At 68.6% G+C, this 24,464-nt stretch carries 23 protein-coding genes and 1 pseudogene; 15 read left to right on the plus strand and 9 right to left on the minus strand.

The window, feature by feature from the left end; genetic code table 11:
* Positions 1 to 64 precede the first annotated feature (64 nt).
* A complete protein-coding gene (locus tag Sp245p_RS27360) occupies positions 65 to 784 on the minus strand; it encodes a GntR family transcriptional regulator (RefSeq protein WP_014242052.1) in 720 nt (239 codons plus the stop codon).
* A 184-nt stretch (positions 785 to 968) separates the two neighbouring features.
* Here Sp245p_RS27360 and Sp245p_RS27365 point away from each other — a divergent pair, with 184 nt between their 5' ends.
* The 3 genes from Sp245p_RS27365 (at position 969) to Sp245p_RS27375 (ending at position 3,919) form a co-directional block, all read left to right on the plus strand.
* The gene (locus Sp245p_RS27365) at positions 969 to 1,952 is read left to right on the plus strand and encodes a C4-dicarboxylate TRAP transporter substrate-binding protein (protein WP_014242053.1); all 984 of its coding nucleotides are present in this window, start codon (positions 969 to 971) and stop codon (positions 1,950 to 1,952) included.
* A gap of 174 nt (positions 1,953 to 2,126) precedes the next feature.
* Positions 2,127 to 2,645 carry a TRAP transporter small permease gene (locus Sp245p_RS27370; RefSeq protein ID WP_014242054.1) on the plus strand — a complete coding sequence of 173 codons (519 nt, stop codon included), beginning with the start codon at positions 2,127 to 2,129 and terminating at the stop codon, positions 2,643 to 2,645.
* Complete coding sequence (locus tag Sp245p_RS27375) at positions 2,642 to 3,919, plus strand: TRAP transporter large permease (protein ID WP_014242055.1); 1,278 nt, start codon at positions 2,642 to 2,644, stop codon at positions 3,917 to 3,919. Before Sp245p_RS27370 ends, Sp245p_RS27375 begins: the two co-directional genes overlap by 4 nt.
* A gap of 207 nt (positions 3,920 to 4,126) precedes the next feature.
* Here the strand turns inward: Sp245p_RS27375 and Sp245p_RS27380 are convergent.
* Both Sp245p_RS27380 and Sp245p_RS27385 read right to left on the minus strand, forming a co-directional pair.
* Positions 4,127 to 5,166: pseudogene (locus Sp245p_RS27380) on the minus strand (DUF808 domain-containing protein).
* A 78-nt stretch (positions 5,167 to 5,244) separates the two neighbouring features.
* Positions 5,245 to 5,853, minus strand: coding sequence for a transcriptional regulator (locus Sp245p_RS27385; RefSeq protein WP_014242057.1), 609 nt, complete (start codon positions 5,851 to 5,853; stop codon positions 5,245 to 5,247).
* A gap of 249 nt (positions 5,854 to 6,102) precedes the next feature.
* On the opposite strand from Sp245p_RS27385, the gene Sp245p_RS27390 reads away from it, so the two are divergent.
* Positions 6,103 to 6,297, plus strand: coding sequence for a hypothetical protein (locus tag Sp245p_RS27390; RefSeq protein WP_014242058.1), 195 nt, complete (start codon positions 6,103 to 6,105; stop codon positions 6,295 to 6,297).
* Positions 6,298 to 6,402: 105 nt separating this feature from the next.
* On the opposite strand, the gene Sp245p_RS27395 is transcribed toward Sp245p_RS27390, so the two are convergent.
* The gene (locus tag Sp245p_RS27395; protein ID WP_014242060.1) at positions 6,403 to 8,325 is read right to left on the minus strand and encodes an O-linked N-acetylglucosamine transferase, SPINDLY family protein; all 1,923 of its coding nucleotides are present in this window, start codon (positions 8,323 to 8,325) and stop codon (positions 6,403 to 6,405) included.
* Positions 8,326 to 8,514: 189 nt separating this feature from the next.
* On the minus strand, positions 8,515 to 9,198 hold the full coding sequence (locus Sp245p_RS27400; protein WP_014242061.1) for an HD domain-containing protein: 684 nt from the start codon (positions 9,196 to 9,198) through the stop codon (positions 8,515 to 8,517).
* Between the two features lie 226 nt (positions 9,199 to 9,424).
* On the opposite strand from Sp245p_RS27400, the gene Sp245p_RS27405 reads away from it, so the two are divergent.
* Both Sp245p_RS27405 and Sp245p_RS27410 read left to right on the plus strand, forming a co-directional pair.
* On the plus strand, positions 9,425 to 10,351 hold the full coding sequence (locus tag Sp245p_RS27405) for an ABC transporter ATP-binding protein (RefSeq protein ID WP_014242062.1): 927 nt from the start codon (positions 9,425 to 9,427) through the stop codon (positions 10,349 to 10,351).
* Entirely contained in the window at positions 10,348 to 11,121 is a 774-nt protein-coding gene (locus tag Sp245p_RS27410; protein WP_014242063.1) for an ABC transporter permease, read from the plus strand. Before Sp245p_RS27405 ends, Sp245p_RS27410 begins: the two co-directional genes overlap by 4 nt.
* Positions 11,122 to 11,155: 34 nt before the next feature.
* On the opposite strand, the gene Sp245p_RS27415 is transcribed toward Sp245p_RS27410, so the two are convergent.
* The 4 genes from Sp245p_RS27415 to Sp245p_RS27430 form a co-directional block, all read right to left on the minus strand.
* Positions 11,156 to 11,650 (minus strand): GFA family protein, encoded by a 495-nt coding sequence (locus Sp245p_RS27415; RefSeq protein WP_109139084.1) that lies wholly within the window; start codon positions 11,648 to 11,650, stop codon positions 11,156 to 11,158.
* A gap of 275 nt (positions 11,651 to 11,925) precedes the next feature.
* A complete protein-coding gene (locus Sp245p_RS27420) occupies positions 11,926 to 13,209 on the minus strand; it encodes an amidase (protein WP_109139085.1) in 1,284 nt (427 codons plus the stop codon).
* Positions 13,210 to 13,242: 33 nt separating this feature from the next.
* Positions 13,243 to 14,589, minus strand: a complete 1,347-nt coding sequence (locus Sp245p_RS27425) for an amidase (protein WP_014242066.1) — start codon at positions 14,587 to 14,589, stop codon at positions 13,243 to 13,245.
* Positions 14,590 to 14,745: 156 nt separating this feature from the next.
* Complete coding sequence (locus Sp245p_RS27430; RefSeq protein WP_014242067.1) at positions 14,746 to 15,375, minus strand: isochorismatase family protein; 630 nt, start codon at positions 15,373 to 15,375, stop codon at positions 14,746 to 14,748.
* Between the two features lie 346 nt (positions 15,376 to 15,721).
* On the opposite strand from Sp245p_RS27430, the gene Sp245p_RS27435 reads away from it, so the two are divergent.
* The 9 genes from Sp245p_RS27435 (at position 15,722) to Sp245p_RS27480 (ending at position 24,461) form a co-directional block, all read left to right on the plus strand.
* Entirely contained in the window at positions 15,722 to 17,305 is a 1,584-nt protein-coding gene (locus tag Sp245p_RS27435) for an ABC transporter substrate-binding protein (protein WP_014242068.1), read from the plus strand.
* A gap of 2 nt (positions 17,306 to 17,307) precedes the next feature.
* Complete coding sequence (locus tag Sp245p_RS27440; RefSeq protein WP_014242069.1) at positions 17,308 to 18,246, plus strand: ABC transporter permease; 939 nt, start codon at positions 17,308 to 17,310, stop codon at positions 18,244 to 18,246.
* Between the two features lie 4 nt (positions 18,247 to 18,250).
* Positions 18,251 to 19,138: an ABC transporter permease gene (locus Sp245p_RS27445; RefSeq protein WP_041813140.1), complete on the plus strand. Its 888-nt coding sequence runs from the start codon at positions 18,251 to 18,253 to the stop codon at positions 19,136 to 19,138.
* A gap of 26 nt (positions 19,139 to 19,164) precedes the next feature.
* Entirely contained in the window at positions 19,165 to 20,223 is a 1,059-nt protein-coding gene (locus tag Sp245p_RS27450) for an ABC transporter ATP-binding protein (protein WP_211101746.1), read from the plus strand.
* Positions 20,220 to 21,344 (plus strand): ABC transporter ATP-binding protein, encoded by a 1,125-nt coding sequence (locus tag Sp245p_RS27455; RefSeq protein WP_014242072.1) that lies wholly within the window; start codon positions 20,220 to 20,222, stop codon positions 21,342 to 21,344. The genes Sp245p_RS27450 and Sp245p_RS27455 overlap by 4 nt, the downstream gene beginning before the upstream one ends.
* A gap of 34 nt (positions 21,345 to 21,378) precedes the next feature.
* Positions 21,379 to 22,032: an isochorismatase family protein gene (locus tag Sp245p_RS27460; protein ID WP_014242073.1), complete on the plus strand. Its 654-nt coding sequence runs from the start codon at positions 21,379 to 21,381 to the stop codon at positions 22,030 to 22,032.
* Between the two features lie 94 nt (positions 22,033 to 22,126).
* Positions 22,127 to 23,185, plus strand: a complete 1,059-nt coding sequence (locus Sp245p_RS27465) for an AbrB family transcriptional regulator (RefSeq protein ID WP_109139087.1) — start codon at positions 22,127 to 22,129, stop codon at positions 23,183 to 23,185.
* Positions 23,186 to 23,249: 64 nt separating this feature from the next.
* Positions 23,250 to 23,960 carry a GntR family transcriptional regulator gene (locus Sp245p_RS27470; protein ID WP_109139088.1) on the plus strand — a complete coding sequence of 237 codons (711 nt, stop codon included), beginning with the start codon at positions 23,250 to 23,252 and terminating at the stop codon, positions 23,958 to 23,960.
* A 411-nt stretch (positions 23,961 to 24,371) separates the two neighbouring features.
* Complete coding sequence (locus tag Sp245p_RS27480; protein WP_014242079.1) at positions 24,372 to 24,461, plus strand: K(+)-transporting ATPase subunit F; 90 nt, start codon at positions 24,372 to 24,374, stop codon at positions 24,459 to 24,461.
* The last annotated feature ends 3 nt before the right edge of the window (positions 24,462 to 24,464 follow it).

Below are 24,464 nucleotides of genomic sequence, written 5' to 3' on the forward strand. Positions count from 1 at the left end.
AAGTATTCGCAGCGCTCCTCACAGCGCTGCTATTGGATATCTTGCAGCGCTGCGATCCCTGTGTTCATGCGGATTCGGCGATCGGTTCGGCCGGAGCGGAATCGCTGTCGAACAGGTCGGGGAAGCGCTGGGCCAGTTCGGGCAGGGAGTTCAGGATTTCGCGCAGATGCACGCGCATGGCGGCCTCGGCGGCGTCGGGACAGCGCGCCCGGATGCCCTCGACGATCTGCTCGTGCTGGGTGATCAGCCGGTCCAACGGGGTCGCCTGCGGCAGGCTGAGATAGCGCACGCGGTCCATCTGGGCCTTAGTTTCCTCGACCACCCGCCAAGCGTATTCGCAGTCGACCCCCAGCGCGATGGTGCGGTGGAAGGCTTCGTCCAGTTCCAGGAAGGCCGCCGGGTTGGTGCTCTGGGCGGCTTCGCGCTGCGCCTTCAGGTTGGTCTCCAACTCCGCGACGGCGCGGGCGGGCAACCCCTCGCCGGCCTTGCGGGCCACGGCCAGTTCTACCGCTTCGCGGACGAAGCGGGCGTCCATCACCTGCTTGGCCGAGATCTTCACGACGAAGGTGCCGCGCTGCGGGCGGATGACGACCAGTCCGGACTCGCTCAGCTTGATGAAGGCCTCACGCACCGGCTGGCGGCTGACCCCGAGTTGGCCGGCGACCTCCTGCTCGGACAGCGGCTGGCCGGGCTGGAACTGCATCGTCACGATGGCGTGGCGCAGTTCCCGAAAGACGCGGCGCGCCACGGGCTCCGTCGAATCCGGCTCGATCCTCCTCAACATGCTCCCCCCATCCCTTCTTTTTTCAGTCCGTACCGCCGGTGCCCGCCCGGACGATCCTGGACGGCGGATTCATCCTGCACCGTTTGCAATCCCATGGACAACACCATTCTTGTATACTACCATACCAGTCGCGTACCGAACAATCGCCTCCGTGCAAGAGGCGTTGTCCTCAAAGGGAGGAAACATGAGCATCATCACCCGCACCTGGCGCGTGGCCGCCCTCGGCTTTGCGCTGGCCACCGTCGCCGGAAGTGCGCTGGCCGCCGACTACACGCTCAGCGTCAACACGGCGCTGGCCCAGCAGGACCCGCTCTACAAGGGGCTGGAGGAGTTCAAGAAGAACGTCGAGGCGCGGTCCGGCGGCAAGATGGCCGTCCGCCTGTTCCCCGGCTCGCAGCTCGGCAAGGACGAGGACGTGCTGGAGCAGGCCCGCGCCGGGGCCGGAGTCGCGGTCGTCGTGGACGGCGGGCGCCTCGCCGTCTTCGTGAAGGAGTTCGGTGTCCTGGGCGGGCCGTACCTCGCCCAGGGCTACGACGGCATCCGCAAGGTCGTCACCTCGCCGATGTTCGACCAGTGGTCGGACAAGCTGCGCAAAGCGTCGGGCCATCAGGTGCTGTCCTTCAACTGGTGGCAGGGCGAACGGCATCTGCTGACCAACAAGCCGGTCAAGGGGCCGGAAGACCTCGCCGGCATCCGCATGCGCACGCCGGGCGCCCCGGTGTGGATGGAGACGATCCGCGCCATGGGCGCCACCCCGACCCCGATGGGCTGGTCGGAGGTCTACACCGGCCTTCAGCAGAAGGTGATCGACGGCGTCGAAGCCCAACACCCGGCCAGCTTCGGCGCCCGTCTCTATGAGGTGACCAACCGCGTCACCAAGACCGGCCACATCAATCTGATCACCGGACTCGTCACCAGCGCCGCCTGGTTCGACAAGCTGCCGCCGGAGCAGCAGACGATTCTGAAGGAAGAGGCGCTGAAGGCCGGCGACAGCGCGTCGCGCGCCACCCAGGCGTCGCTCGCCGACTTCGAGAAGCAGATGAAGGAGAAGGGCGTGACGATCGAGGAGATCGACGTGACGCCGTTCCGCAAGGCCACCGCGCCGGTCTACGAGAAGCTGGGCTACGCCGAACTCCACAAGGACGTGGAAAAGCTGCTGCAGAACTGACGCGGGATTCGGTTCGCGCTGACCTTGCCCCCTTCCTGACCCTCTCCCTCTAGGAGGTGGAGGGGACAATTCTCCCTCTCCCTCGAAGAGGGGGAGGGCCGGGGTGGGGGCCAGCACCTCCTCCCATAATCAACGCCGTCCGCCGCCATCAGCCGCCATCAAGGGACCGCCATCATGTCGTCCTTGTTTCACAAGGGGGAAGCCTTCCTGGCGATGCTTCTCCTCGCCGCCATCGTTCTGCTCGTCTTCGCCGCCGGCGTCATGCGCTGGTTCGGCCATCCCCTGGTCTGGTCGGTGGACGTGGCACAGCTCCTGTTCGTCTGGGTCGCCTTCCTCGGCGCCGACATGGCGCTGCGCAAGCGCGCCCACATCGGCATCGACTATCTGGTCAAGCGCCTGCCGAACTCCACCCGGGCCGTGCTCGACCTGGTGCTGGGCGTGCTGGTTCTCGCCTTCCTCGTCACCATGACGGTGATGGGCTACCGGCTGACCATGCTAAACCTGGAACGCCAGTTCGGCGACAGCGGCATCAGCTACGCCTTCGTCACCGCCGCGGTGCCGGTGGGCTGCCTGCTGCTCGCCATCACGCTGACCGCTCAGATCCTGGAAACGCTGCGCGAGCTGCGCAGCCATCCCAAACCGGTCTTCGCGCCGGCCCCCAAGGCTGGCGACATCGAGGAGGTCGTGCCGTGACCCTGCTTGCCGTCACCTTCTTCGCGCTGATGGCCTTCGGCCTTCCCATCGCCTTCGCCATCGGCATCGCCGGTTTCTCCTTCTTCGCCACCAACGACATCATCCCGATGTCCATCGGGGTGCAGCAGGTCGCCTCGGCTTCGCAGAGCTTCCCGCTGCTGGCTGTGCCCTTCTTCGTGCTCGCCGGGCACATGATGAACCGGACGGGCATCACCAGCCGCCTGATCAACTGCTCCAACGTGCTGGTGTCCTGGATGTCCGGCGGGCTGGCGCAGGTCTGCATCGTGCTGTCCACCCTGATGGGCGGCGTCTCCGGCTCGGCGGTGGCCGACGCCGCGATGGAGGCCCGCATCCTCGGTCCCAGCCTGATCGCCCGCGGCTATTCGAAGGGCTTCACCGCCGCCGCCATCGCGGTCGGCTCGCTGATCACCGCGACCATTCCGCCCAGCCTGGGGCTGATCCTCTACGGCTTCGTCGGCAACGTGTCGATCGGGCGGCTGTTCCTGGCCGGCGTCATTCCGGGCTTCATGATGATGGCCGGGCTGATGCTGACCGTCTGGCTGATCGCGCGCCGCCGCGGCTACCGTCCGGAAATGGCCGAGCGTCCGACCCTGCGCGCCGTGTGGCGGGCGGTGGCCGACGCCAAATGGGCGCTGCTGTTCCCGGTGGCCCTGCTGTTCGCCATCCGCGGCGGTCTGTTCACCCCGTCGGAGGTCGGCGCCTTCGCCGTCGTCTACGCCGCCGTCGTCGGCTTCCTGCTGCACAAGGAGCTGACCTGGGCCGCGGTGGCCGAGGCGCTTCAGGAAGCGGTGGTGGACACCGGCCTGATCATGCTCATCATCCTGTTCTCGGGCATGGTCGGCTACGCCATCATCTTCGAGCAGGCGCCCCAGACCATCGCCGAGGCGATGACCCAACTGACCAGCAGCCCGCTGCTGGTGGTGGCGCTGATCCTGATCTTCCTGTTCATCGCCGGCCTGTTCGTCGAAAGCACGGTGCTGGTCCTGCTGCTGACGCCGATCTTCCTGCCCATCGTCACGCCGCTGGGCGTCGATCCGGTGCATTTCGGCATCCTGATGATGACCATCGTCACGCTGGGCTCGATGACCCCGCCGGTGGGCGTGGCCATGTACACGGTGTGCAGCCTGCTCGACTGCCCGATCGAGGAGTATGTCGTCGAATCGCTGCCCTTCGTCGGCACCATCGTCCTGCTGGTCGCCGTGCTGACGCTGTGGCCGGGGCTGGTGCTGTTCCTGCCCAACATGCTGATGTGAGGGAAAGGGGGGCTTGCCTTGGCGCGGGGCGCTGATATACTAATATATGGCGCTCCGATCTCTCGGCGGACCCACGGCCGGTCCGGGCACACCAAGCCCCGTCCATGGAGCGTCCTTGTCATTGTGGAAACGGGGCAGGGCCGCGTGTGAAGGGCAAACGCCAAGGGGCGGTCCGGGCAGGGCCGCCCCTTCGCGCTTTCAGACGCTTTATTTGCCCGTCACCATGCGCCAGAGCGGCTCGGCGACCTTGTGCACCAGCGGGATCAGCAGGGCGCCCAGCAACAGGCCGAAGACACCGGCTCCGGCCGCCCCGACCAGCCATTCCACCGCGGCCTTCGCCGCCGGCACAGACTCTCCCGCCGCCACGGCGGCGCCGTGGATCGCGTGCCCGACCGCGGTCAGGCCGAAGCCCTCCAAGCCATGGATGACGATGCCGCCGCCGACCCACAGCATGGCCGCGGTGCCGACCAGGGCCAGCAGCTTCAGGAAGACCGGCATCCCCTTGACCAGACCGCGTCCGATTGCCTGGGTCACCGGGGCGAGCGCCCGGTCGGCGCCGCCCGGCGCGCCGGGGGAGGGGGTGCGCAACCCCAGGAGACTCGCCGCCGGGCGCCCGTTCTGCGCCAGCGACAGGCCGACGTCGTCCGCTTTCACGATCAGCGCCACCGCGCCGTAGACGAGGCCGGTGATGCCCGCGCCGACGACCGCGAGAACGGCGGCCTGCATCCAGAAGGACGAGGTTTCGGCGGCGACCGTGGACAGGACGATGGCCATGATCTCCGCCGACAGGATCAGGTCGGTCTTGATGGCGCTGTTGACCTTCTCCCGCTCGAACTGCGCGGCGTCCTGTCCCGCGGCGCCCGCTCCCTCGGCGTCCTGGTGTGCTGCATGAGGGCGCAGCGCCTCCCACACCTTCTCCGCCCCCTCGTAGCAGAGGAAGCCGCCGCCCAGCATCAGCAGCGGCGTGATCGCCCAGGGCGCCACGAGGCTGAGCGCCAGCGCCAGGGGAAGCAGGAAAATCAGCTTGTTCTTCAGCGAGCCCAGAGCGATCTTGCCGATGATCGGCAATTCTCGGTCGGCGGTGAAGCCGACCACATAGCGCGGCGTCACCGCGGCATCGTCCACCACCACCCCGGCGGCCTTGGCCCCGCCCGCGCCGCCTGCCCCGCGGCGTCGTCCAGCGAGGCGGCGGCGACCTTCGCCAACCCGGCCACATCGTCCAGCAGTGCGATCAGTCCCGTGCTCAAGGTTTTGGCTCCCCTCCGTACCGGCGTCCATGGAGCAGACAACGCCGCCGAGGGCAAGCCGGACCTTCGAAAGGCCGGTCAGTCGTCGACCAGCTGGTCGGCGGTGAGCATGTGGACATCCGGGTCCGGCGTGTCCCGACCATCGTCCAGGTAGAGCACCCGGTCCACCAGCACCAGGACGCGCACACCGTCCACCGGGACGACGTTCAGCCGCCGGTTGATGACGGCGTTGCGGAAGGCCACGGCCCGGTCGTTGTAGGTGACCGACAGGACATCGCTCGTCCCCTCCAGCATGGGCAGGGCGTAGCGTTCCATCATCTCGGCGGTCAGCCCGTCGATGCGCGGCAGCAGGGAGGAGCCGACGATGTCGAAGCGGTGCCGCTCGAGCCACTGCGCCAGCGGCGGGGACACGGTTTGCGCGATCAGGCCGGGCGTGTAGAGGGTGCATTTCTCGCCCATGCTCCGCACCATCGCCTTCAGGCCGAGGAAAGTGGGATGGTGCCGGAAATGGCCGGTCAGCACGTCGCGCAACAACGCCTGTTCCCGCGGGTCGGGCAGGGCGGCTCCGGCTTCCCAGCGGGCGACGGTTTCCTCGGTGGTGGCCAGCATGACGGCGAACTGCGCGGCGGTCAGGCCGTGCAGCCTTCGCAACGCGCGCACGATCTGCGGCCACTCATGCACCGGCACAGACGGCTCTCCAGATTATCTCCAGGGGTAATGATCGAAGAATACGCGATTCCCCGGCAAACACATACGCAATCATGTGGGAGAAGTCATACCGGAGTGTCCATTTTCTTGGTTCGCCAAGCCGACTGTTTTGATTCTAAACGCTTGAGGAAGCTGTAATTTTTTGGTCTTGCTGCTCTGCGGGCATAGCGCTTCTGGTATCGGGTATACCACGGCACAATAACCCCATCAGCAAAGAGGAGACACATCATGGCTTACGCTTCCGCCCATCACAGCCATCACGACGGCCTTCTGTCGAGCATCGCCAAGGGTGTTACGGAGTTCGCCAGCGCTTGGTTTTCGGCCACTCCGCTGTATATCGTATACCAAGCTGTCTCGTCCGGCACCTACGCTCCGGCGGCCAGCACCTCGACGCTCGACCTGCCGACGCTGATGCGCGAATGACCAGCGCCAGGGCCATCCGGCCTCACGACGCGACGGCCCGCCCATCCGGGCCGGAAAAAAGGACCGACTCCTCCGGAGCGGTCCTTTTTCGTTTTGTGCGCTGTTTTACCCGGCAACGGTGAAGGTCGTCGGCGGCTTGCCTTGGCGCTGGCGCTCCAGCATCGTCAGCAACGCCTGATCGAAAAGGCGCGTGTGGGTGTTCATGTCGAACAGCGGCCCGCCGTCGCGCCCGGCGCGCAGCCTGTCCCGAACGGCGTCGAGACCGGCCCGGTTGTTCGCCCAATGAAGAACCGCGCTTTGGTAGTGCGCCAGGGATTCCGTCACGAAGTCGGGAAGGCCCGCGGTGTGGAGCAGACTGGCGGCGACGCGCGATTGCAGCGTGTGCCCTGGGCACGTCACCAGCGGAAGCCCGACCCACAGCGCGTCGCTCGCCGTCGTGTGGGCGCCGTAATGCAGGGTGTCCAGCATCAGGTCGGCGTTCTGGAGCCGGGACAGGTGATCTCCCAAGGTCGGCGCCCAGGACGCGAAGACGATGCGGTCCGTGATAATCCCTGCCGATTGGGCGGCTCGCAGCAGATTCTGCTCGGCCTCCGCGGTCGTCCGGGCAAGCCACAGCACCGCGTCTGGGATTTTGTGCAGCAACGCCATCCAGACGGCCCAGATCTCGGGCGTGATCTTGTAGGCGTTGTTGAAGCAGGCGAGCACGAAGCCATCCGCCGGAAGACCGCAGGCCGACCGCGGCGGCGCCGGCGGAACTCCATGACCCCGGTCCCGCGGCAGGAAGCAGCGCGGCATCCGGGCGACCGCCTCGGTGAAGCGGTTTTCCAGTTCCGGCGGCAAGGAGACGGGATCGGCGACGATGTAGTCGACCCAGGGCGCGCCCATGGTGCCGGGATAACCCAGGAACTGGACCTGGACCGGTGCCGGCCGGGCGGCGAGGATGTGCGGCCGCGGGTGACCGGTGTAGCCCTTGAGGTCGATCAGGATGTCGACGCCATCCCGCCGCATCGTCTCGGCGGCCTCCTCCGCGGTCAGGGAGTCGATGTCGATGAAGCGGTCGACGCCTTCGCGGATGCGACGGCGCTCGACGCTGTCGTCGTCCGGCCCGTAGCTGTAGGCGAGCACGCGGAAGCGCAACCGGTCGTGCAGCGCCAGCACCTCGGCCAGCAGCTGCGCGACCGGATGCTGGCGGAAATCGTTCGACAGGTAGGCGATGGTGGCGACGCCCGTCCTGCCGGGCTTCGTCTTCAGCCGCACCGGCTTCGACCGGATCGTCTGCGCGTGCGCCCGCGCCGCCGCCAGGAGCGACCGGGCGGAAACGCGGTGGGACAGCATCATGGAGGCCTGGACCGGCACTCCCTGCGCGGCGATGGAGTCCAGAGTAACCGCATCGTCGTCGAAGCTGGACCAGTCGCAGGACCGTTGCTTCGTCTGGATCAGCCCGACCGTTGCGGTCGGGTTTCCCGGTGCGATTGTCAGCGCGCGGCGATAGGCGTCCGCCGCGGCGGCCAGCCGGTCCTGCCCCTTGAGGGCGGTCCCCAGATTGAACCACACCGCCGCGGCGCTTGGCGCCACCGCCGCAGCCTGACGGGCCCAGCGCTCCGCCTCGGCGAGGCGGCCCAATTGGAACAGCACCGCCGAGAGGCTGAGCAGCGTGTCGGGGCTCACCGGATGCAGCGACCGCGCCCGTTCTAGCGCGTCGGCAGCACGGTCGTAGGTGCCCATTCTGAACAGGGTGTTGCCGATGTTGAGCAGGATTCCGGGGTGATGCGGGTCGCAAAGACGCGCCCGCTCGAACGCGCTCAACGCGTCGTCATAGCGCTGGCTTCTGAAAGCGGCGTTGCCGACCGCCGCATGGAGGTCCCGCCCGAACTCCGCGATTTGCGGAGTCAGGACGGCGCCCCTGGTCGCCTGTTCGAACAACGAGACGGCGCGCCCCAGATCGCCTTTCTGGGCCAAGGCCAGTGCGTCCGACAGTTTGCGCATGTCCGGCGCGGAGAGACCGCCGGACTGCCTGTTCTTGTTCATGGTCGATACAACCAGGATTGCTTCGGTTCACGCAACACACCGAACCGGGCTGCGCTCGCCGCAGTCCGGTTCGTGCGAGCCGCACCGCCATCGCGACGCGCTCCATAAGGTTATGCTAACGCGGCGCCACCCCGGGGAGGAGAGCGTTGTCGTCGGACCTGCTTCCACACGCAGGCCGTGCCGGGACCGTCAGGCGTCCCCGGCGATCTCCGCCAGGAGCTGGACCTGGAAGGACAGCAGGAAGGCCGCGCGCTCCTGCGCCCGCGCCCGGCCGGCCGGGGTCTGCATGGTGTTGGGAAGCAGCAGCAGCTTCGCCTTGAAATGGTCCAGCGCGTATTGCAGGTCGTCCAGCGGGCGGGTCTCGGCCATCGGGTCCTCGCCGTGGAACAGCGCCCGCTTCATCAGGCCGGAGGTGGCGAAGCAGCGGGCGATGCCGATGGCCCCCAGGCTTTCCAGCCGGTCGGCGTCCTGGACCAGCTTCGCCTCGATGGTCAGCGGCGGGATGCCGGCGGAGTAGCTGTGCGCCTCGATGGCGTGGCGGGTGGCGGGAATCAGCGCTTCCGGGAAGCCCATGCCGCGCAGAACCTCCTCCGCCCGGTCCGCCGACAGGCGGGAGGCGCGGCTGCGGTCCGGATGGTCCTTGGGCACGTTCACGATGTCGTGGAGCAGGGCCGCGGCCAGCACGACGAGCATGTCGGGCGGCGGTCCGCCCTCCCGTTCGGCCTCCGCCGCGGCCAGAGCCTTGGCGGTGCGCCAGACGCGAAGAAGATGGTCGATGTCGTGGGCCGGGTCCTCGGCCGCGTTGGAACGCAGCCATGTGGTGATGGAGCTTTCCCAAACATCGACATCGCTGAGCACAACATCTTTTGGCATGAGCGCTCGTCCTCTTTCGTGCTTTTTACATAATATGGGGATGGGCAGGGCTGTTGTCCCGAAATCATTTGTGGGCGGGCATCCCCCACCCCGAATCGGGACTCCCAAATCAGGTCCCCCTTATCCGGAATGGTTGCGTCGCGCCGAATGCCCGATGACCAAGCGCCGTCCCGCCGTTAAGGTGACGCCCGCCCGGAACGGGCCGACCGACAGGCAGAGGGGAGACATGCAGCCGATCATTCAGGTGCGTGGGCTGGAAAAGACCTACGCCACCGGCTTCCAGGCGCTGAAAGGGGTCGATCTCGACATCCGCCGCGGCGAGATCTTCGCCCTGCTGGGACCGAACGGCGCCGGCAAGACGACGCTCATCAGCACCGTCTGCGGCATCGTCAACGCCACCGCGGGCACCGTGACGGTCGACGGGCACGACATCGTGCGCGACTGGCGCGCCGCGCGTTCGCTGATCGGCCTCGTCCCGCAGGAGCTGACGACCGAGGCGTTCGAGAGCGTCTGGGCCACCGTCAGCTTCAGCCGCGGGCTGTTCGGCAAGCCGCCCGATCCCGCCCACATCGAGAAGGTGCTGAAGGACCTGTCCCTCTGGAACAAGAAGGACAGCAAGGTCATGGCGCTCTCCGGCGGCATGAAGCGCCGCGTGATGATCGCCAAGGCCCTGTCACACGAGCCGCGCATCCTCTTCCTCGACGAGCCGACCGCCGGGGTGGACGTGGAGCTTCGCCGCGGCATGTGGGAGATGATCGGGCGGCTGCGCGACAGCGGAGTGACCATCATCCTGACCACCCACTACATCGAGGAGGCGGAGGAGATGGCCGACAGCATCGGCGTCATCTCCAACGGCCGCATCGTGCTGGTCGAGGACAAGGCCGCGCTGATGCGCAAGCTCGGCAAGCGGCTGCTGACCCTGCAGCTCCAGAACCCGCTGGAGGCCATCCCGGCGGAGCTGGCCGGCTACCCCCTGACCCTGTCCGGCGACGGGCGGGAGCTGGTCTACAGCTTCGACACGCAGGACGACCAGACGGGCATCGCCCGGCTTCTCCGCAAGCTCGGCGACCACGGCATCGATTTCACGAACCTGCACACCGAGGAAAGCTCCCTTGAGGAGATCTTCGTCAGCCTTGTGAAGGAGCGGGCATGACCTCCCCCATCAACCTTCATGCGGTCAAGGCCATCTACCTGTTCGAACTGGCCCGCACCTGGCGCACGCTGTTCCAGAGCATCGCGGCGCCGGTCATCTCGACCTCGCTCTATTTCATCGTCTTCGGGGCGGCCATCGGCGGGCGCTTCACGGCGGTGGACGGGGTGAGCTACGGCGCCTTCCTGGTGCCCGGCCTCGTCATGATGTCGGTGCTGACGGAAAGCGTGTCCAACGCCTCCTTCGGCATCTACATGCCGCGCTATTCCGGGACGATCTACGAGGTGCTGTCGGCCCCGATCTCGGCTTTCGAGACGGTCCTCGGCTATGTCGGGGCGGCGGCCACCAAGTCGATGATCCTTGGCGTGCTGATCCTGCTGACCGCCCGGCTGTTCGTCGACTACTCGATCCAGCACCCGTTCTGGATGGTCGCCTTCCTGGTGCTGACCTCGGTCACCTTCAGCCTGTTCGGCTTCATCCTGGGCGTCTGGGCGGACGGCTGGGAGAAGCTGCAGATCGTGCCGATCCTGGTGATCACGCCGCTGGCCTTCCTCGGCGGCAGCTTCTACTCGATCAGCATGCTGCCGCCGCTGTGGCAGAAGATCACCCTGTTCAACCCGGTCGTCTATCTGGTCAGCGGCTTCCGCTGGAGCTTCTACGGGCAGGCCGACGTGCCGGTGGGGATCAGCCTCGCCATGACCGCCCTGTTCCTGGCGCTCTGCCTGACGGCGGTCTGGTGGATTTTCCGCACCGGCTACAAGCTGAAGAACTGAAAGCTGAACAACTGACCGGCCCGGACGGCGGGGTTCACGCCCCGCCGTCCGGCTTCCCGCTTTCCAGCATCCCGTGGGCGCGGTGCCACTCCTCCAGCGATTCCGGCGGGTAGTCGTCACTGCGCTCATCCCCCGGCCCGGCCTCGACCGGCACCCAGTTGGCCTTCGACCCCAGCATCATGTGGACGTGGGCCGGCGCCTCCGGCAGGGGGCTGTCGATGGCGCTGGCGAAGGGGTGGACCAACTCCGGCCAGCGCGGGTCGCTCACCCACAGGGCGGAGCCGCAGCGCGCGCAGAAGCGCCGCTCGCCGGGGCTTTCCTGCCCGTCGATGCGGGCGTGGAAGACGGAGATGTGCTCCGCCCCCGTCACCGCCAGCGTGTCGGCCTTGGCCCCCAGATTGATGGCGTAGCCGCCCCCGCCCGCGGTCTTGCGGCAGATCGAGCAGTAGCAGCGCAGGTAGGGGACCGGCGCGTAGGCGTCCACCGAGAAACGCACCGCGCCGCAGTGGCAGGACCCGTCGAGCTTCATCCGTCCTCTCCTCCGATGCTCGGGCGCCCGGCTGCGGCGCCGCCCCCGTCCAACCCTCCCGGTCCGGGAAAGTTTCCCGGGGACGCGGCATCGTTTCAAGTCACGGATGGCAGTAGGCAGGCAATCGCATGCGCGGCTTATGAACCCTCTCCCCTCTGGGGAGAGGGTGGCCCGAAGGGCCGGTGAGGGGGTTGCGCTTGGCGGTAGATTCGGCAAAAGCGCAACCCCCTCACCCTAACCCTCTCCCCAGAGGGGAGAGGGGATTTCGCCCGCCCTCACACATCGACCACCGGGGCCATGGCTTCGGCCATCGCGAGCAGGGCGGCGTCCTGGAAGCGCGGCGCCACCAGCTGCACCCCCACCGGAAGCCCGCGCGGCCCGCGGCCGCAGGGCATGGCGAGGCAGGGGACGTGCAGCACGGTCCAGATCGAATTGAAGATGTGATCGCCGGTGGTGTGCAGCCCCTCCGGCGCTTCCCCCGGCGCGGGCGGGGTCAGGATCACGTCGATGGACTCGAACAGGGCGGCGAAGCGCGGCCGGCAGCTGTCGGCCACGTCGTAGGCCTCGGTCAGGGTGCGCGCGGTGATGCCGTGGTTGTGCTCGCAATGGTCGGCCAGCTCGGGATGCAGCCGATGGCGGTCGCTGATGTAAAGGTCGAGGAAGGAGGCCCGTCCCTCGCCGCGGCGGATCACGTCCTGCACCTCGGCCAGCGTCGAGAAATCCTCCGGCAGCTCGAAGGGCACGACCACCGCGCCGGCCTCCTCCAGCCGCTTCGCGGCGAGCAGCAGCGCCGCCTCGCCCGCCGGCTCGATGCGCGACCAGACGGGGGAGCGGCAGAGCCCGACGCGCAGCCCCGCCAGGGTGACCGGCGGCGTCTTGCCCATGCCCTCCAGCTGGAACGCTTCGGCCATCAGCGCGAGGTCGGCGACCGAACGCCCGTACCAGCCGAGCGTGTCGAGGGACACCGCGTAGTGCTTCATCCCCTCGCGGCTGACCACGCCCCAGGTCGGCTTGAAGCCGTAGATGCCGTTGAAGGCGGCGGGGCGGATGTGCGAACCGCCGGTCTGGGTGCCGAAGGCCAGCGGCACATGCCGGTCGCCGACCGCCGCCCCCGACCCGGAGGAGGAGCCGCCCGGCGTGTGGGCAAGGTTGACCGGGTTGCGCGTCGCCGCCTTGCGCCCGCCGGAGGCGAACTCCACCGTGTCGGTCTTGCCCAGCAGGATTCCCCCGGCGCTGCGCGCGATGGCCACGCAGGCGGCGTCGCGGGCCGGTCGGTGGCCCTGGAAGATCGGCGAGTTCTGGGTGGTCGGCAGGTCGGCGGTGTCGATCACGTCCTTCACGCCGAAGGGCAGGCCGTGCAGCGGGCCGGCGGCGGGGCGCTTGTCGGCTTCCCGCGCGGCGGCCAGCGCCAAGGCGGGATCGACGGTGATCCAGGCGCGCACCTGCGGATCGCGGTCTTCGATCCGCTCCAGGCAGGAGCGGACCAGCGCCTCGCTGGTCAGTCGGCCGTCGCGGATGGCGTGGGCGGCCTCGCTGGCCGTGAGTTCGAACGGTTCCATGGCGGGTCCTTTCGGGAAATCAGGCGGGAGGCATCAGGCGGGTAGGGCGGGGCGCTGGCGGTGGTGGTCGGTCGCCGCCTGGAAGGCCGCCCCGGCGCGGAAGACTAGCGGCTCGTCGAACCAGCGCCCGACGATCTGCAGGCCCACCGGCATCCCGTCGCCGTCGAAGCCGCAGGGCACCGACATGGCGGGCAGGCCGAGCGCGCCGAAGCCGTAGGTGAAGCGGCTGACCGCCCGCGTCGCCTCGATCATGTCGGCGCTGTCGTAGATGCGCGGCGCCGTGATGGAGGTGGTCGGGGTGAGGATCAGGTCCACCCGCTCGAACAGCGCGCGGAACCGCAGCTTCCAGGAGGCCAGCCAGCGCCGCGAGTCCGCGTACTGCACGCCCGACACCGGCAGGCCGAGCTGCAGGCGGCGCAGCACCTCCGGCCCGATGGACTCCGGCGCGGTTTCCATCTTGTCGAGGTGGTATTGCGCCATGTCGGCGACGAGCAGGGAGAAGGCGGTGCGGGCCTGCGCCACCTCCGCGTCCTCGATGGTGACGTCGACCAGGACGGCGCCGGCCTTCTCCAGCACCGCCGCCGCGGCGCGCACCCGCTCCGCCACCGCGGGCTGGAGGTTGTCGAAGTAGAAGTTGCGCGGCAGACCGATGCGCGTGCCGGCGATCCCCGCCTTCAAATCCGGCAGGAAATTGCCGAGCGGCACGTCGACCGAATTGGGGTCCTCCGGGTCGTAGCCGGCGATGGCGGCGAAGGCGCGCGCCACGTCGGCGACCGAGTAGGCCAGCGGGCCGACGGTGTCGAAATCGACGCTGCACGGGATCACGCCGCTGTTCGACACCCGGCCGACGCTGGGCCGCAGCCCGACCACCCCGCAGAGCGCCGCCGGGATGCGGATGGAGCCCCCGGTGTCGGTGCCGATGGAGACCCGGCACAGCCCGGCGGCGACCGACGCCGCCGACCCGCCGCTCGACCCGCCGGGCACCCGGCCGGTGTCCCAGGGGTTCCGGCAGGGGCCGTGATGCTCGTTCTGGTTCGTCGAGCCCAGGCAGAATTCGGACAGGTTGTTGCGCCCGACCAGGATGGCGCCGGCGTCGCGCAGGCGACGAATCAGCGGGGCGTCCCGATGCCCCATCCGGGCGAAGCGGTCGGACGAGCCGTAGCTGGTCGTCTCTCCGGCCAGTTCGAAGCAATCCTTGACGGTGACCGTCACCCCGTCCAGCAGGCCGGGCCAGTCCCCCGCCGCCCGCGCCTCGTCCTGCGCCCGCGCCCGGCGGATCGCCCCGTCGGCGTCCACCGCCAGCAGGGCGTTGACGATCGGGTTCAGGCTCTCGATGCGGGCGAGCCGGGCACGGGTCTCCGCCTCGCTGGCGCCGGGCATGGAAGGGCTGCCGCCGCCGGACCGGGCCGGATGCGTTGTCGAAAGATCAGACATGCGTTGCTGCTTTCCGCTCGCGTGCCGGATGGCTTCGGACGAACTGCTCCGGCGACGGCCTGTTGAAGTCGCTTCGTTGCGCTTAGGGACGGAACCGCCGGATCAGGCGGCGTCGGCCAACGCCAGATGGGCGATGACCGCGTCCAGCGGCATCACGTCGGCGTATTTCTTGCCCATGTCGAACAGGTTGGCGCGGTGCGGCTCCTCCGCCCGGTCGCCGACGCACTCCTCCACGATGATCGGGCGCAGCCCGTGGGCAGAGGCGTCAATCACGCTGGCCCGCACGCAGCCCGAGGTCGTGCAGCCGGTGACCAGCAGCGTGTCGACCGCGTTCGCGCGCAGCCAGGACGACAGGGCGGTGCCGAAGAAGGCCGAGGCGTGCTGCTTGCGCACGATGAACTCGTTGGGCAGCGGCGCGACCTCCGGTGCGAAGGCGACATCGGGTGAGCCGGCGGTCAGGGTCAGCAGCGACGGAATCTTCTCGCCGAACGGACCGATGCCGCCTGGAGCCTCCGGCGCGATGAAGCAGGCGTGGGCGATCGGCATGCCCAAGGGACGAACATGTCCGAGCAACTTCCCCGTGGCGGTGATGGCGCTGTTGATGTTGAAGCCGCCGAAGGCGTCTTCACGCGTGAAACCGATCTGGAAGTCGATGATGAGGAGGGCGCACTTGCGGCCGAAGCCGAGCGGCTTGCCGATGCCCTGGCGGTCGTAGATGGAAAGATCGCTCATTTCAGGAGGTTCCTTCTTCCGCTGCTGCGCCGCATCGTGGGCGCCCAGCCAGCATACAACGAGGTATTTTTGCATTCAAAGTCCATAGTTTCACCATTTCAAACCCGCCTCTGCCCGCCTTTTGCGCAGATATGCATATTGCTGTATTCACAAGCAATTCCACGAAGAGCCTCTTTAAATAGCTGATTTCAAGTGATTATTAGACGCCCTGCGACAGCTCGCCGCAGGATGGCACGATTCCTGCGAATTTGGTCGGGCATAAGGGTCCAGCGCAGATTGTGTGCAAAAATAGACCGGACAAATCTCAGCGCTGCCCGTAAAATCTTTGACACAGAGGAGCAGGCTTATGGACGGGATCAATCGCAAGGAACGGGCCGGCCGGATCGAGCGGAGCGGCGTCAACCGCCGCCAGTTCGGCACTTTGCTGGCCGCCGGCGCCCTGGTGGCGGGCAGCGGCTGGCCTCTGCCGGCGTCGGCGGCGCCGCCGGTCCTGCGGGTGCGCATCGGCAGCGACATCGGCAACCTGGATCCCGCCCGCATCTTCCAGATCGAGAACCAGACGGTCGCCACCCAGATCTTCAACGGGCTGGTCAAGTATGACGAGGCGAGCAACGCCATCGTCCCCGACCTCGCCACCGGCTGGGACATCTCCGGCGACGGCACCGTCTACAGCTTCGCCCTGCGCAGCGGCGTCACCTGGCACAAGGGCTTCGGCCCCTTCACCTCCGACGACGTGAAGTTCTCGTTCGAGCGCGTGCTCGACCCGCAGACCGGCAGCAGCTACAGCGGGCAGCTCGCCTCCATCAAGTCCATCGAGACGCCGTCCCCCGACAAGGTGGTCATCACGCTGAAGGAACCGAATTCCGGCTTCCTGCATAAGGTGTCGGCCTTCAACCAGGGCTGGATCGTCAGCCGCAAGGCGCTGGGCGAGATCGGCGACAAGGCCTTCGCGCTGAACCCCATCGGCACCGGCCCCTTCGTGTTCCAGAACTGGGCGCCGGGCCGCGAGGTCAAGCTGTCCGCCAACAAGGACTATTTCGCGGGCGCGCCCAAGGTCGAGGAGGTGCAGTTCCGCGTCATCAAGGACGAGACGGCGGCAGCCATCGCCCTGGAGAACGGCGAGATCGACATCTTCTTCGGCCTGCAGCAGCCGGAGGTCATCCAGCGCCTGAAGGGCGGCGGGCTGGTCACCGTGCTCGACCGCGACGCCAACCACACGATCAACCTCGTCCTCAACACCTCGATCAAAACGCTGGGCGATGTGCGGGTGCGTCAGGCGATCTACCACGCCATCAACCGCAAGGCGCTGATCGACGGCTTCTTCAAGGGCACCAAATCGGAGGCGAGCGGCGTCCTCACCTCCTCCTTCCAGGAATTCACCGATCAGGTCCCGCTGTTCCCCTACGACCCGGCGAAGGCCAAGGCGCTGCTCAAGGAGGCCGGGGTGGGAAGCTTCACGCTGGACCTCGTGGCGCCGGGCGCCAACCCCTACGACAAGATCGTCGTGCCGATCGCCAGCGACCTCGCCGCCGTGGGCATCGACGCCAAGATCAAGGTGCTGGAGCGCGGCGCCTACCTCCAGGCGCGCAACAAGGGCACGGTGCCGACCTGCATCACCGGCGTCGTCGGCGCCCCCGACCCGGACAGCCCGATTCTGTCGCTGTTCGCCAAGTCCTCCTTCCCGCCGGGCCTCAACACCGCCCATTACGAGGGCATCGAAGACATGATCGCCGCCGCCCGGCAGGCCCAGGGCGACGCCGCCCGCAAGGAGGTCTATGGGAAGATCCAGGCCAAGGTGATGGGCGACGTGCCGGTGATCCCGCTCTACGCCGACCACCTGTTCATCGCCCACACCAAGAAGGTCTCCGGCTTCGTCCAGAACTCCCTGTTCACGATGAGCGCCTATCCGGTCTCGCTGCTGGAGGCGTGACGATGGACCGGCTTCTTCGCCAACTCTCGCAGCTCGCGATCACGGTGTTCGGCATCGTGACCGTGACCTTCTTCCTGGTCCGGATGATCCCCGGCGACCCCGCCCAGTACATGCTGGGCGACTACGCCACCGAGGAGGCGCTGGCGACGCTGCGCGCCCAGCTCGGCCTCGACCAGCCGGTCTACGTGCAGTACGGGCTCTATGTGCTGCGCGCCGTCACCGGGGATTTCGGATCGTCGGTGGTCACCGGCCGCCCGGCGCTGGAGGAGATCCTGTTCAGCCTCCCGGACTCCGCGATCCTGGCCTTCGCCGGCCTCGCGGTGGCGGTGGCGATCGGCATCCCGCTCGGCATTCTCACCGCGGAGCGGCAGGGATCGTGGAGCGACATGCTCATCATGATCGTGGCGCTGTTCGGCATCTCCTTCCCGGTCTTCTGGCTCGGCCTCGCCTCCGTCCTGCTGTTCTCGCAGGAGCTGAAATGGTTCCCGGCGCTGGGGGCCAGCTCGGGCGGCGGGTTCCTCACCCACCTGCACCATCTGGTGCTTCCGGCGGGGGTGCTGGGCATCTCGGTCGCGGCCTACATCACCCGCCTGACCCGCTCGGCGATGCTGGAGGTGCTGGGCCAGGACTGCATCCGCGTCGCCCGCGCCATGGGCGTGCCGGAACGCCGGGTGGTGTGGCGGCTGGCGCTGAAGAACGCGCTGGTGCCGATCCTCGCCATCGTCGGGGTGACCTTCGCCTGGTCGCTGGGCAGCGCCATCCTGATCGAGGTGGTGTTCAGCCGGCCGGGCATCGGCTCGATGATCCTGAAGGCGGTCTCGGCCCGCGACTACCAGCTCGTCCAGGCGGGCGTGCTGGTGCTGGCCGTCGCCGTCGTCCTCGTCAACAGCCTGCTCGACCTCGCCTACGGGCTGGTCGATCCGCGCCTGTCCACACGGTGACCCCATGGCAGCCACAGCAACCCTTTCCGCGCCCGCTTCGGCGCGGCGGTCGTCCCTGATGCGCTATTTCCGCCATCCGGGCTTCCTGATCGGCGTGATCCTGCTGACCCTGCTGCTGATCGTGGCGGTGGCGGCCCCCTGGATCGCCCCGATGTCGCCGCTTGAGACCGACCTCGCCAACACGCTGGCCCCGCCCTCGGCCGCGCATCTCCTGGGCACCGACCAGTTCGGGCGCGACGTGCTGTCCCGCCTGATCTGGGGCACCCGCATCTCCCTCCAGGTCGCCGTCGCGGTGATGGCTCTGTCGCTGTCGCTGGGGATGGTGATCGGCGCGGTCGCCGGCTTCTTCGGCGGTTGGGTCGAGCGGGTGACCGTCTCGATCATCGACATCCTGCTGGCCTTCCCCGGCTTCCTGCTGGCGCTCGCCCTGGTGGCGGCGCGCGGCTCCTCGCTGGAGTCGGTCATCATCGCGGTGGCGCTGGCCTTCACGCCGCGGGTCGCCGCGGTGATGCGGGCGGTCGTGCTGACCATCAAGCCGCGCACCTACGTCGAGGCGTCGCGGGCCATCGGCATGGGCACGATGCGGCTGCTCTTCCTGCACGTCGTGCCGAACAGCCTGCCGCCGGTGATCGTGGTCGCCACGGTCAGCGCCGCCACCGCCATCCTGGCGGAAGCGGGCTTGAGCTTCCTCGGCCTCGGGGTCCAGCCGCCGGCCCCGACCTGGGGCAACGTCATCGCCGACGGGCAGAGCTTCCTGGCCTCCAACCCGCTGATCTCGCTGTCGGCGGGGATCTGCATCGCGGTGATGGTGGTCGCCCTGAACCTGCTGGGGGACGGCCTGCGCGACACGCTCGACCCGCAGATGCGCCGCTCCTCCGGACGCGTGCTGTGAGAATCCCCCCGATGCCAAACAAGGCCATGCCGAACCTTCATCCCGTGGCGCCGGCGGCTCCCGTCGCCCCCGCCACGGCCCCCCGCCCGGTCGCGCTGGAGCTGCGCGACCTGACCACGGTCTTTCCCGGCGACGACGGTCCGGTCACCGTCATCGACGGCGTGTCGCTCGCCGTGCGGGCCGGCGGCACGCTGGCGGTGGTTGGCGAGTCCGGATCGGGCAAGTCGATGACCTTCCTGTCGGCGCTGGGCCTCGTCGCGGCACCGGGCCGCGTCCGCCGCGGCGAGGTGCGGATCGACGGCGCCGACATCCTGCACCAGCCGCCGGAGCGGCTGCGCCGCCTGCGCGGGGCGGTCATTTCGATGATCTTCCAGGACCCGCTGACCGCGCTGAACCCCGTCTTCACCATCGGCGAGCAGATCGTTGAGGTGCTGCGGGCGCACCAGCGCATCGGCCGGACCGCCGCCCGCGCCCGCGCCATCGAGCTGCTGGCCCGCGTCCAGATCCCCGACCCGGCGCGGCGGGTGGACGACTACCCGCACCAGCTCAGCGGCGGGCAGCGCCAGCGCGTGCTGATCGCCATGGCCATCGCCCTGTCGCCGAAGATCCTGATCGCCGACGAGCCGACCACGGCGCTCGACGTGACGGTGCAGGCGCAGATCCTCGACCTGCTCGCCGACCTCCAGGCGGAGACCGGCATGGCGCTGGTGCTCATCACCCACGATCTGGGGCTGGTCGCCAAATACGCCGACGACGTGGCGGTGATGTACGCCGGGCGGCTGGTCGAGACCGGCTCCATGGAGGAGGTGTTCACCAGGCCCCGCCATCCCTACACCCGCGCGCTGTTCCGCAGCATCCCCCGCCTCGACGGACCGGTGGACGAGGAGCTTCCGGCCATCGAGGGCCAGCCGCCCAACGTCGCCCGCCTGCCGCCCGGCTGCGCCTTCGAGCCGCGCTGCACGGTCGGCCGCGGGCGGGCGGACTGCTGCACCCGGCGGCCGCTGCCGCTGGCCGGCGACCGCTCCGGCCACCGCAGCGCCTGTTTCCACGAAGACCTGCCCGACCGGAAGGAGGCCACCCGATGAGCGACACCCTCTCCGCACCGCCTCCGGCCCTGGAACTCGTCGACGCCACCCGCGTCTTCACCCGCCGCGGCGGCCTGTTCAAGTCGGCCGGCAAGGCGGTGCGGGCGGTGGACGGCGTGTCGCTGACCATCCGCGCCGGCGAAACCCTCGGCCTCGTCGGCGAGAGCGGCAGCGGCAAGAGCACGCTGGGCCGCCTCGCCCTGCGGCTGGTCGAGCCGACCAGCGGACGCCTGCTGGTCGACGGGCGCGACGTGACCGGCGTGTCGAAGGCCGAGATGCAGGCGATGCGGCGCGACATCCAGATGGTCTTCCAGGACCCCTACGGATCGCTCGACCCCCGCGTCACCATCGGCCAGAGCATCGCCGAACCGCTGAAGGTCCATGGCCTGTGGGACAGCGACGGGCCGCAGAAGGTGGCCGGGGTGATGAGCCTCGTCGGGCTCGACCCCTCGCACGCCGACCGCTACCCGCACCAGTTCTCCGGCGGCCAGCGCCAGCGCATCGGCATCGCCCGCGCCCTGACGCTCGACCCCAAGATCCTGGTGCTGGACGAGCCGGTGTCGGCGCTCGACGTGTCGATCCAGGCGCAGATCATCAACCTGCTCCAGCGCATCCAGCGGGAACGCGGGCTGTCCTACCTGTTCATCGCCCACGATCTGGCGGTGGTCCGCCACGTCAGCCACCGCATCGCCGTGATGTATCTCGGCAAGGTCGTGGAGATGGCGGAGCGCGACAACCTCTACCGCCGGCCGCTGCATCCCTACACCGTCTCGCTGCTGGCGGCGGTGCCCATCGCCGACGTGCGGATGCGCAACCGACGCCGCACCTCGGTGACGATGGGCGAGATCGGCTCGGCCACCAACGTGCCGCCGGGCTGCCGCTTCCACCCGCGCTGCTATCGGGCGCGGCTGGTCGCCGCGGCGGGCGGCGTGCCCACCGAGCGCAGCGGCGACGCCCTGCTGCCGCGCGCCTGCCTGATCGACCAGCCCGCGTTGAAGGCCTGCGGCGGCACCGATCAAGTCGCCTGCCACTTCCCCGAAACACCGGAAACCCGGTCCGAGGTCGCCACGGCGGTCCTCCAGGACATCGGCTATCCGCCCATCCGTCCCATCACCCTGTAATCGGCCCCCTGCAATCGGCTTAAGGATCACCCCCATGTTCAGCGTCACCGACGAACTCAAGGACAACTATTCCGGCGTCTTCCAGAACCGGATCGGCTTCGGGCGGAAGGCCGCCATCATCTCCATCGACTTCATCGACTTCTACACCCAGCCCGGCGCCCCCTTCTTCGGGCAGGGGGTGGTGGACGCGACGATCGCCAGCGTGCCGCTCTACGCCGCCGCCCGCCGCGCCGGCCTGCCGGTCATCTACACCAAGGTCGTCTATGACGCGGCCGGGACCGAGGGCGGCATGTTCGTGAAGAAGATCCCGGCGTTGCGCGCCTTCACCGCCGACAACCCGCTGGCCGAGTTCGACGCCCGCGTGACGCCGGAGCCGCAGGACGTCGTGCTGGTCAAGCACCATTCCTCCGCCTTCTTCGGCACGCCGCTCAGCACCATGCTGCGCGTGATGGAGTGCGACACGGTGATCCTCACCGGCTGCTCGACCAGCGGCTGCGTGCGGGCGACGGCGGTGGACGCGGTGTCCCACGGCTTCCGCGTCATCGTCCCCGCCGAATGCGTGGGCGACCGCCACCAGGCCCCGCACGATTCCGCCCTGTTCGACATGAACGCCAAGTACGGCGACGTGCTGCCGGTGGCGGAGGTGATGGCCTACGTCAAGAAACAGGCCGAGGCCGTGGCCGCCTGATCCCTCCCAACCGCCTCTGACCCCATCCGAACTGTATGGAGCGGTGGCGCGTCCGCGGCCGACCGGCGGGCGCGCCCCTGAACAATCTGCCGACATGATGCCCCTTTCCAATCCCCTCCAGTGGTGCCTGCTGGTGGGGGCGACCCTCCTGTTCACCGCCCTGTTCATGGTGGCCGGCCTTCCCGGCGCGACGTTGCTCGGCCCGATGGCGGCGGCGATCCTGCTGGGGGTGCGCGGCGCCTCGATCGAGCTGCCCAAGCGCTTCTCCTGGCTGGCCCAGGCGCTGACGGGGGGCGTCGTCGCCCGGTCCATGGACGTGACCATCCTGCACGACGTGGCGCTGCACTGGTTCCCCATGCTGATGGCGCTGTCCACGATGTTGGCCGGCGCGGTGCTGGTCGGCTGGCTGCTGGAGCGGTCGGGCCGCTTTCCCGGCGGCACCGCCCTGTGGGGGACCATGCCGGGCGCCGCCCCGGCGATGATTGCCATGGCCGGCGATTTCGGCGGCGATCCGCGCTTTGTCGCCGTCATGCAGTATCTGCGGGTGATCGTGGTCGTCGTCCTGGCCTCGCTGGTCTGCCATTTCCTGCTGGGCAGCGTTCCCGTGCCAATCGCCGTTCCGGGCGCCGTTCCCGGCGCCGTTCCCGCGCCATCGGCCTCCGTCGCCTCGACGCTGGCGCTGGTGGCGGTCGCGCTGGCCGGCGGCTGGGCCGGGACCGTGACACGGCTTCCGGCGGGGCCGCTGCTGGGGCCGATCCTGCTCGGCGGCACGCTCAACATGACCGGGCTGGTGGTGCTGGACTCGCCGTCCTGGCTGATCGCCGTCGCCTTCACGATCATCGGCTGGACGACCGGCCTGCGCTTCCGGCGGGAACTGCTGCGCGATCTGGTGGCGTCGGTGCCGCTGATGCTGCTGTCCACCTTCGGTCTGGTGGCGATGTCGCTCGGCTCCGCCTGGCTGCTGGTCACGCTGACCGGCAAGGACCCGCTGACCGCCTATCTGGCGACCAGCCCCGGCGGGTTGGACTCGGTGACGGTGGTGGCGTTGGGCAGCGCCGCCGACGTGCCCTTCATCCTCACCTTGCAGACGCTGCGGCTGTTCGGGACAATCCTGATGAGCGTTCTGCTTGTGCGATTCCTGCGCCGCCGATAGAACGCAATCCCTTGCCCCGCCATTTTCCAACCGCCGGTGCCCGAAGCCCCGGCCGGAGGACACCGTGACCCCGTTCAGCGATGAGAAGGCGACCGGGACCGTCCGGTCCGAGCAGGTCGGCTCCATCATGACCGCCCTGCGCAACCGGGTGCTGGAGGGCAAGCTGCTCCCCGGCACCAAGCTGAAGGAGGCGGAACTGGCCGCCCAGTTCGGCGTGTCGCGGACCCCGATCCGCGAGGCGCTGGTGGCGGCCGAGCGGGAAGGGCTGGTCACTTACGAGACCAACCGCGGCTACACGGTGCGCCAGTTCACCCGGCGCGACCTGCTGGAGAGCTATGAGATGCGCAGCCTCCTGGAGGGGCACGGCTGCCGCATCGTGGCGGAGCGCGGCCTGCCGCTCGACGTGGAGCGGGCGCTGCGCAACGGCCTCGACCGCGCCGAGGCGCTGATTGCCGGCGACAGCCCGCTGGAGGGGGAGGCGCTGGAGCAGTGGCGCCTGCTGAACCAGCGCTTCCACACCACCCTGATGGGGCTGGTGCCGAGCGGGCTGTTCAACCGCTCCTTCCAGACCGTCTACCGGGTCCCGAAGATCTACGACGTCCTGGAGATGGAGAAGGACGGTCCCACCCTGCGCCAGTACAACGAGGAGCACCGCCGCATCCTCGACGCCATCGCCCGCCGCCAGAGCGGGCGCGTGGAGTTCCTGATGCGGGAGCATCTCCAGGGACCGTGCGATTTGCTTCTCCGCCGGATGGAGGAAACGCCGGGCGGGTGAGGTGACGTGTCGCTGTGCTGACGGTGCCCCCACCCTAACCCTCCCCCGCTGTCGCAGGGGAGGGGACTGCCGCCGCTTCGCGATCATCTCCCTCCCCTGCGCAGCGGGGGAGGGCCGGGGTGGGGGAGAGAACCTCACCATTTCAAGTACTTTACCTTCCCCTCGTATACGCGCCCTATATTCTCCACCCCCCACCACCCCCCTCGAATCTATACGCCCATCGGGCGCAGCCTGATCGTGCCGGACACAGCCGTGCCGGCATCCGATCCACGCTGACGCGCGTCCGGCTGTCCGGACGCGCCCCGGAGGCAACCATGCTGGACATCATCGCGCTGGCGATCACCGCGGCCTTCTTCGCTGCGTCCATCGCCTATGTGCACGCTTGCGACCGCTTGTGAGGGAGGGCGGGCCATGTTCGTCGATTACGCGCTCGGCGGCCTCGTCGCCGCCGGGCTGCTGGGCTACCTCGTGTACGCCCTGATCCGCCCCGAACGGTTCTGAGGA

The sequence above is a fragment of the Azospirillum baldaniorum genome (assembly GCF_003119195.2).
Classification (GTDB): domain Bacteria; phylum Pseudomonadota; class Alphaproteobacteria; order Azospirillales; family Azospirillaceae; genus Azospirillum; species Azospirillum baldaniorum.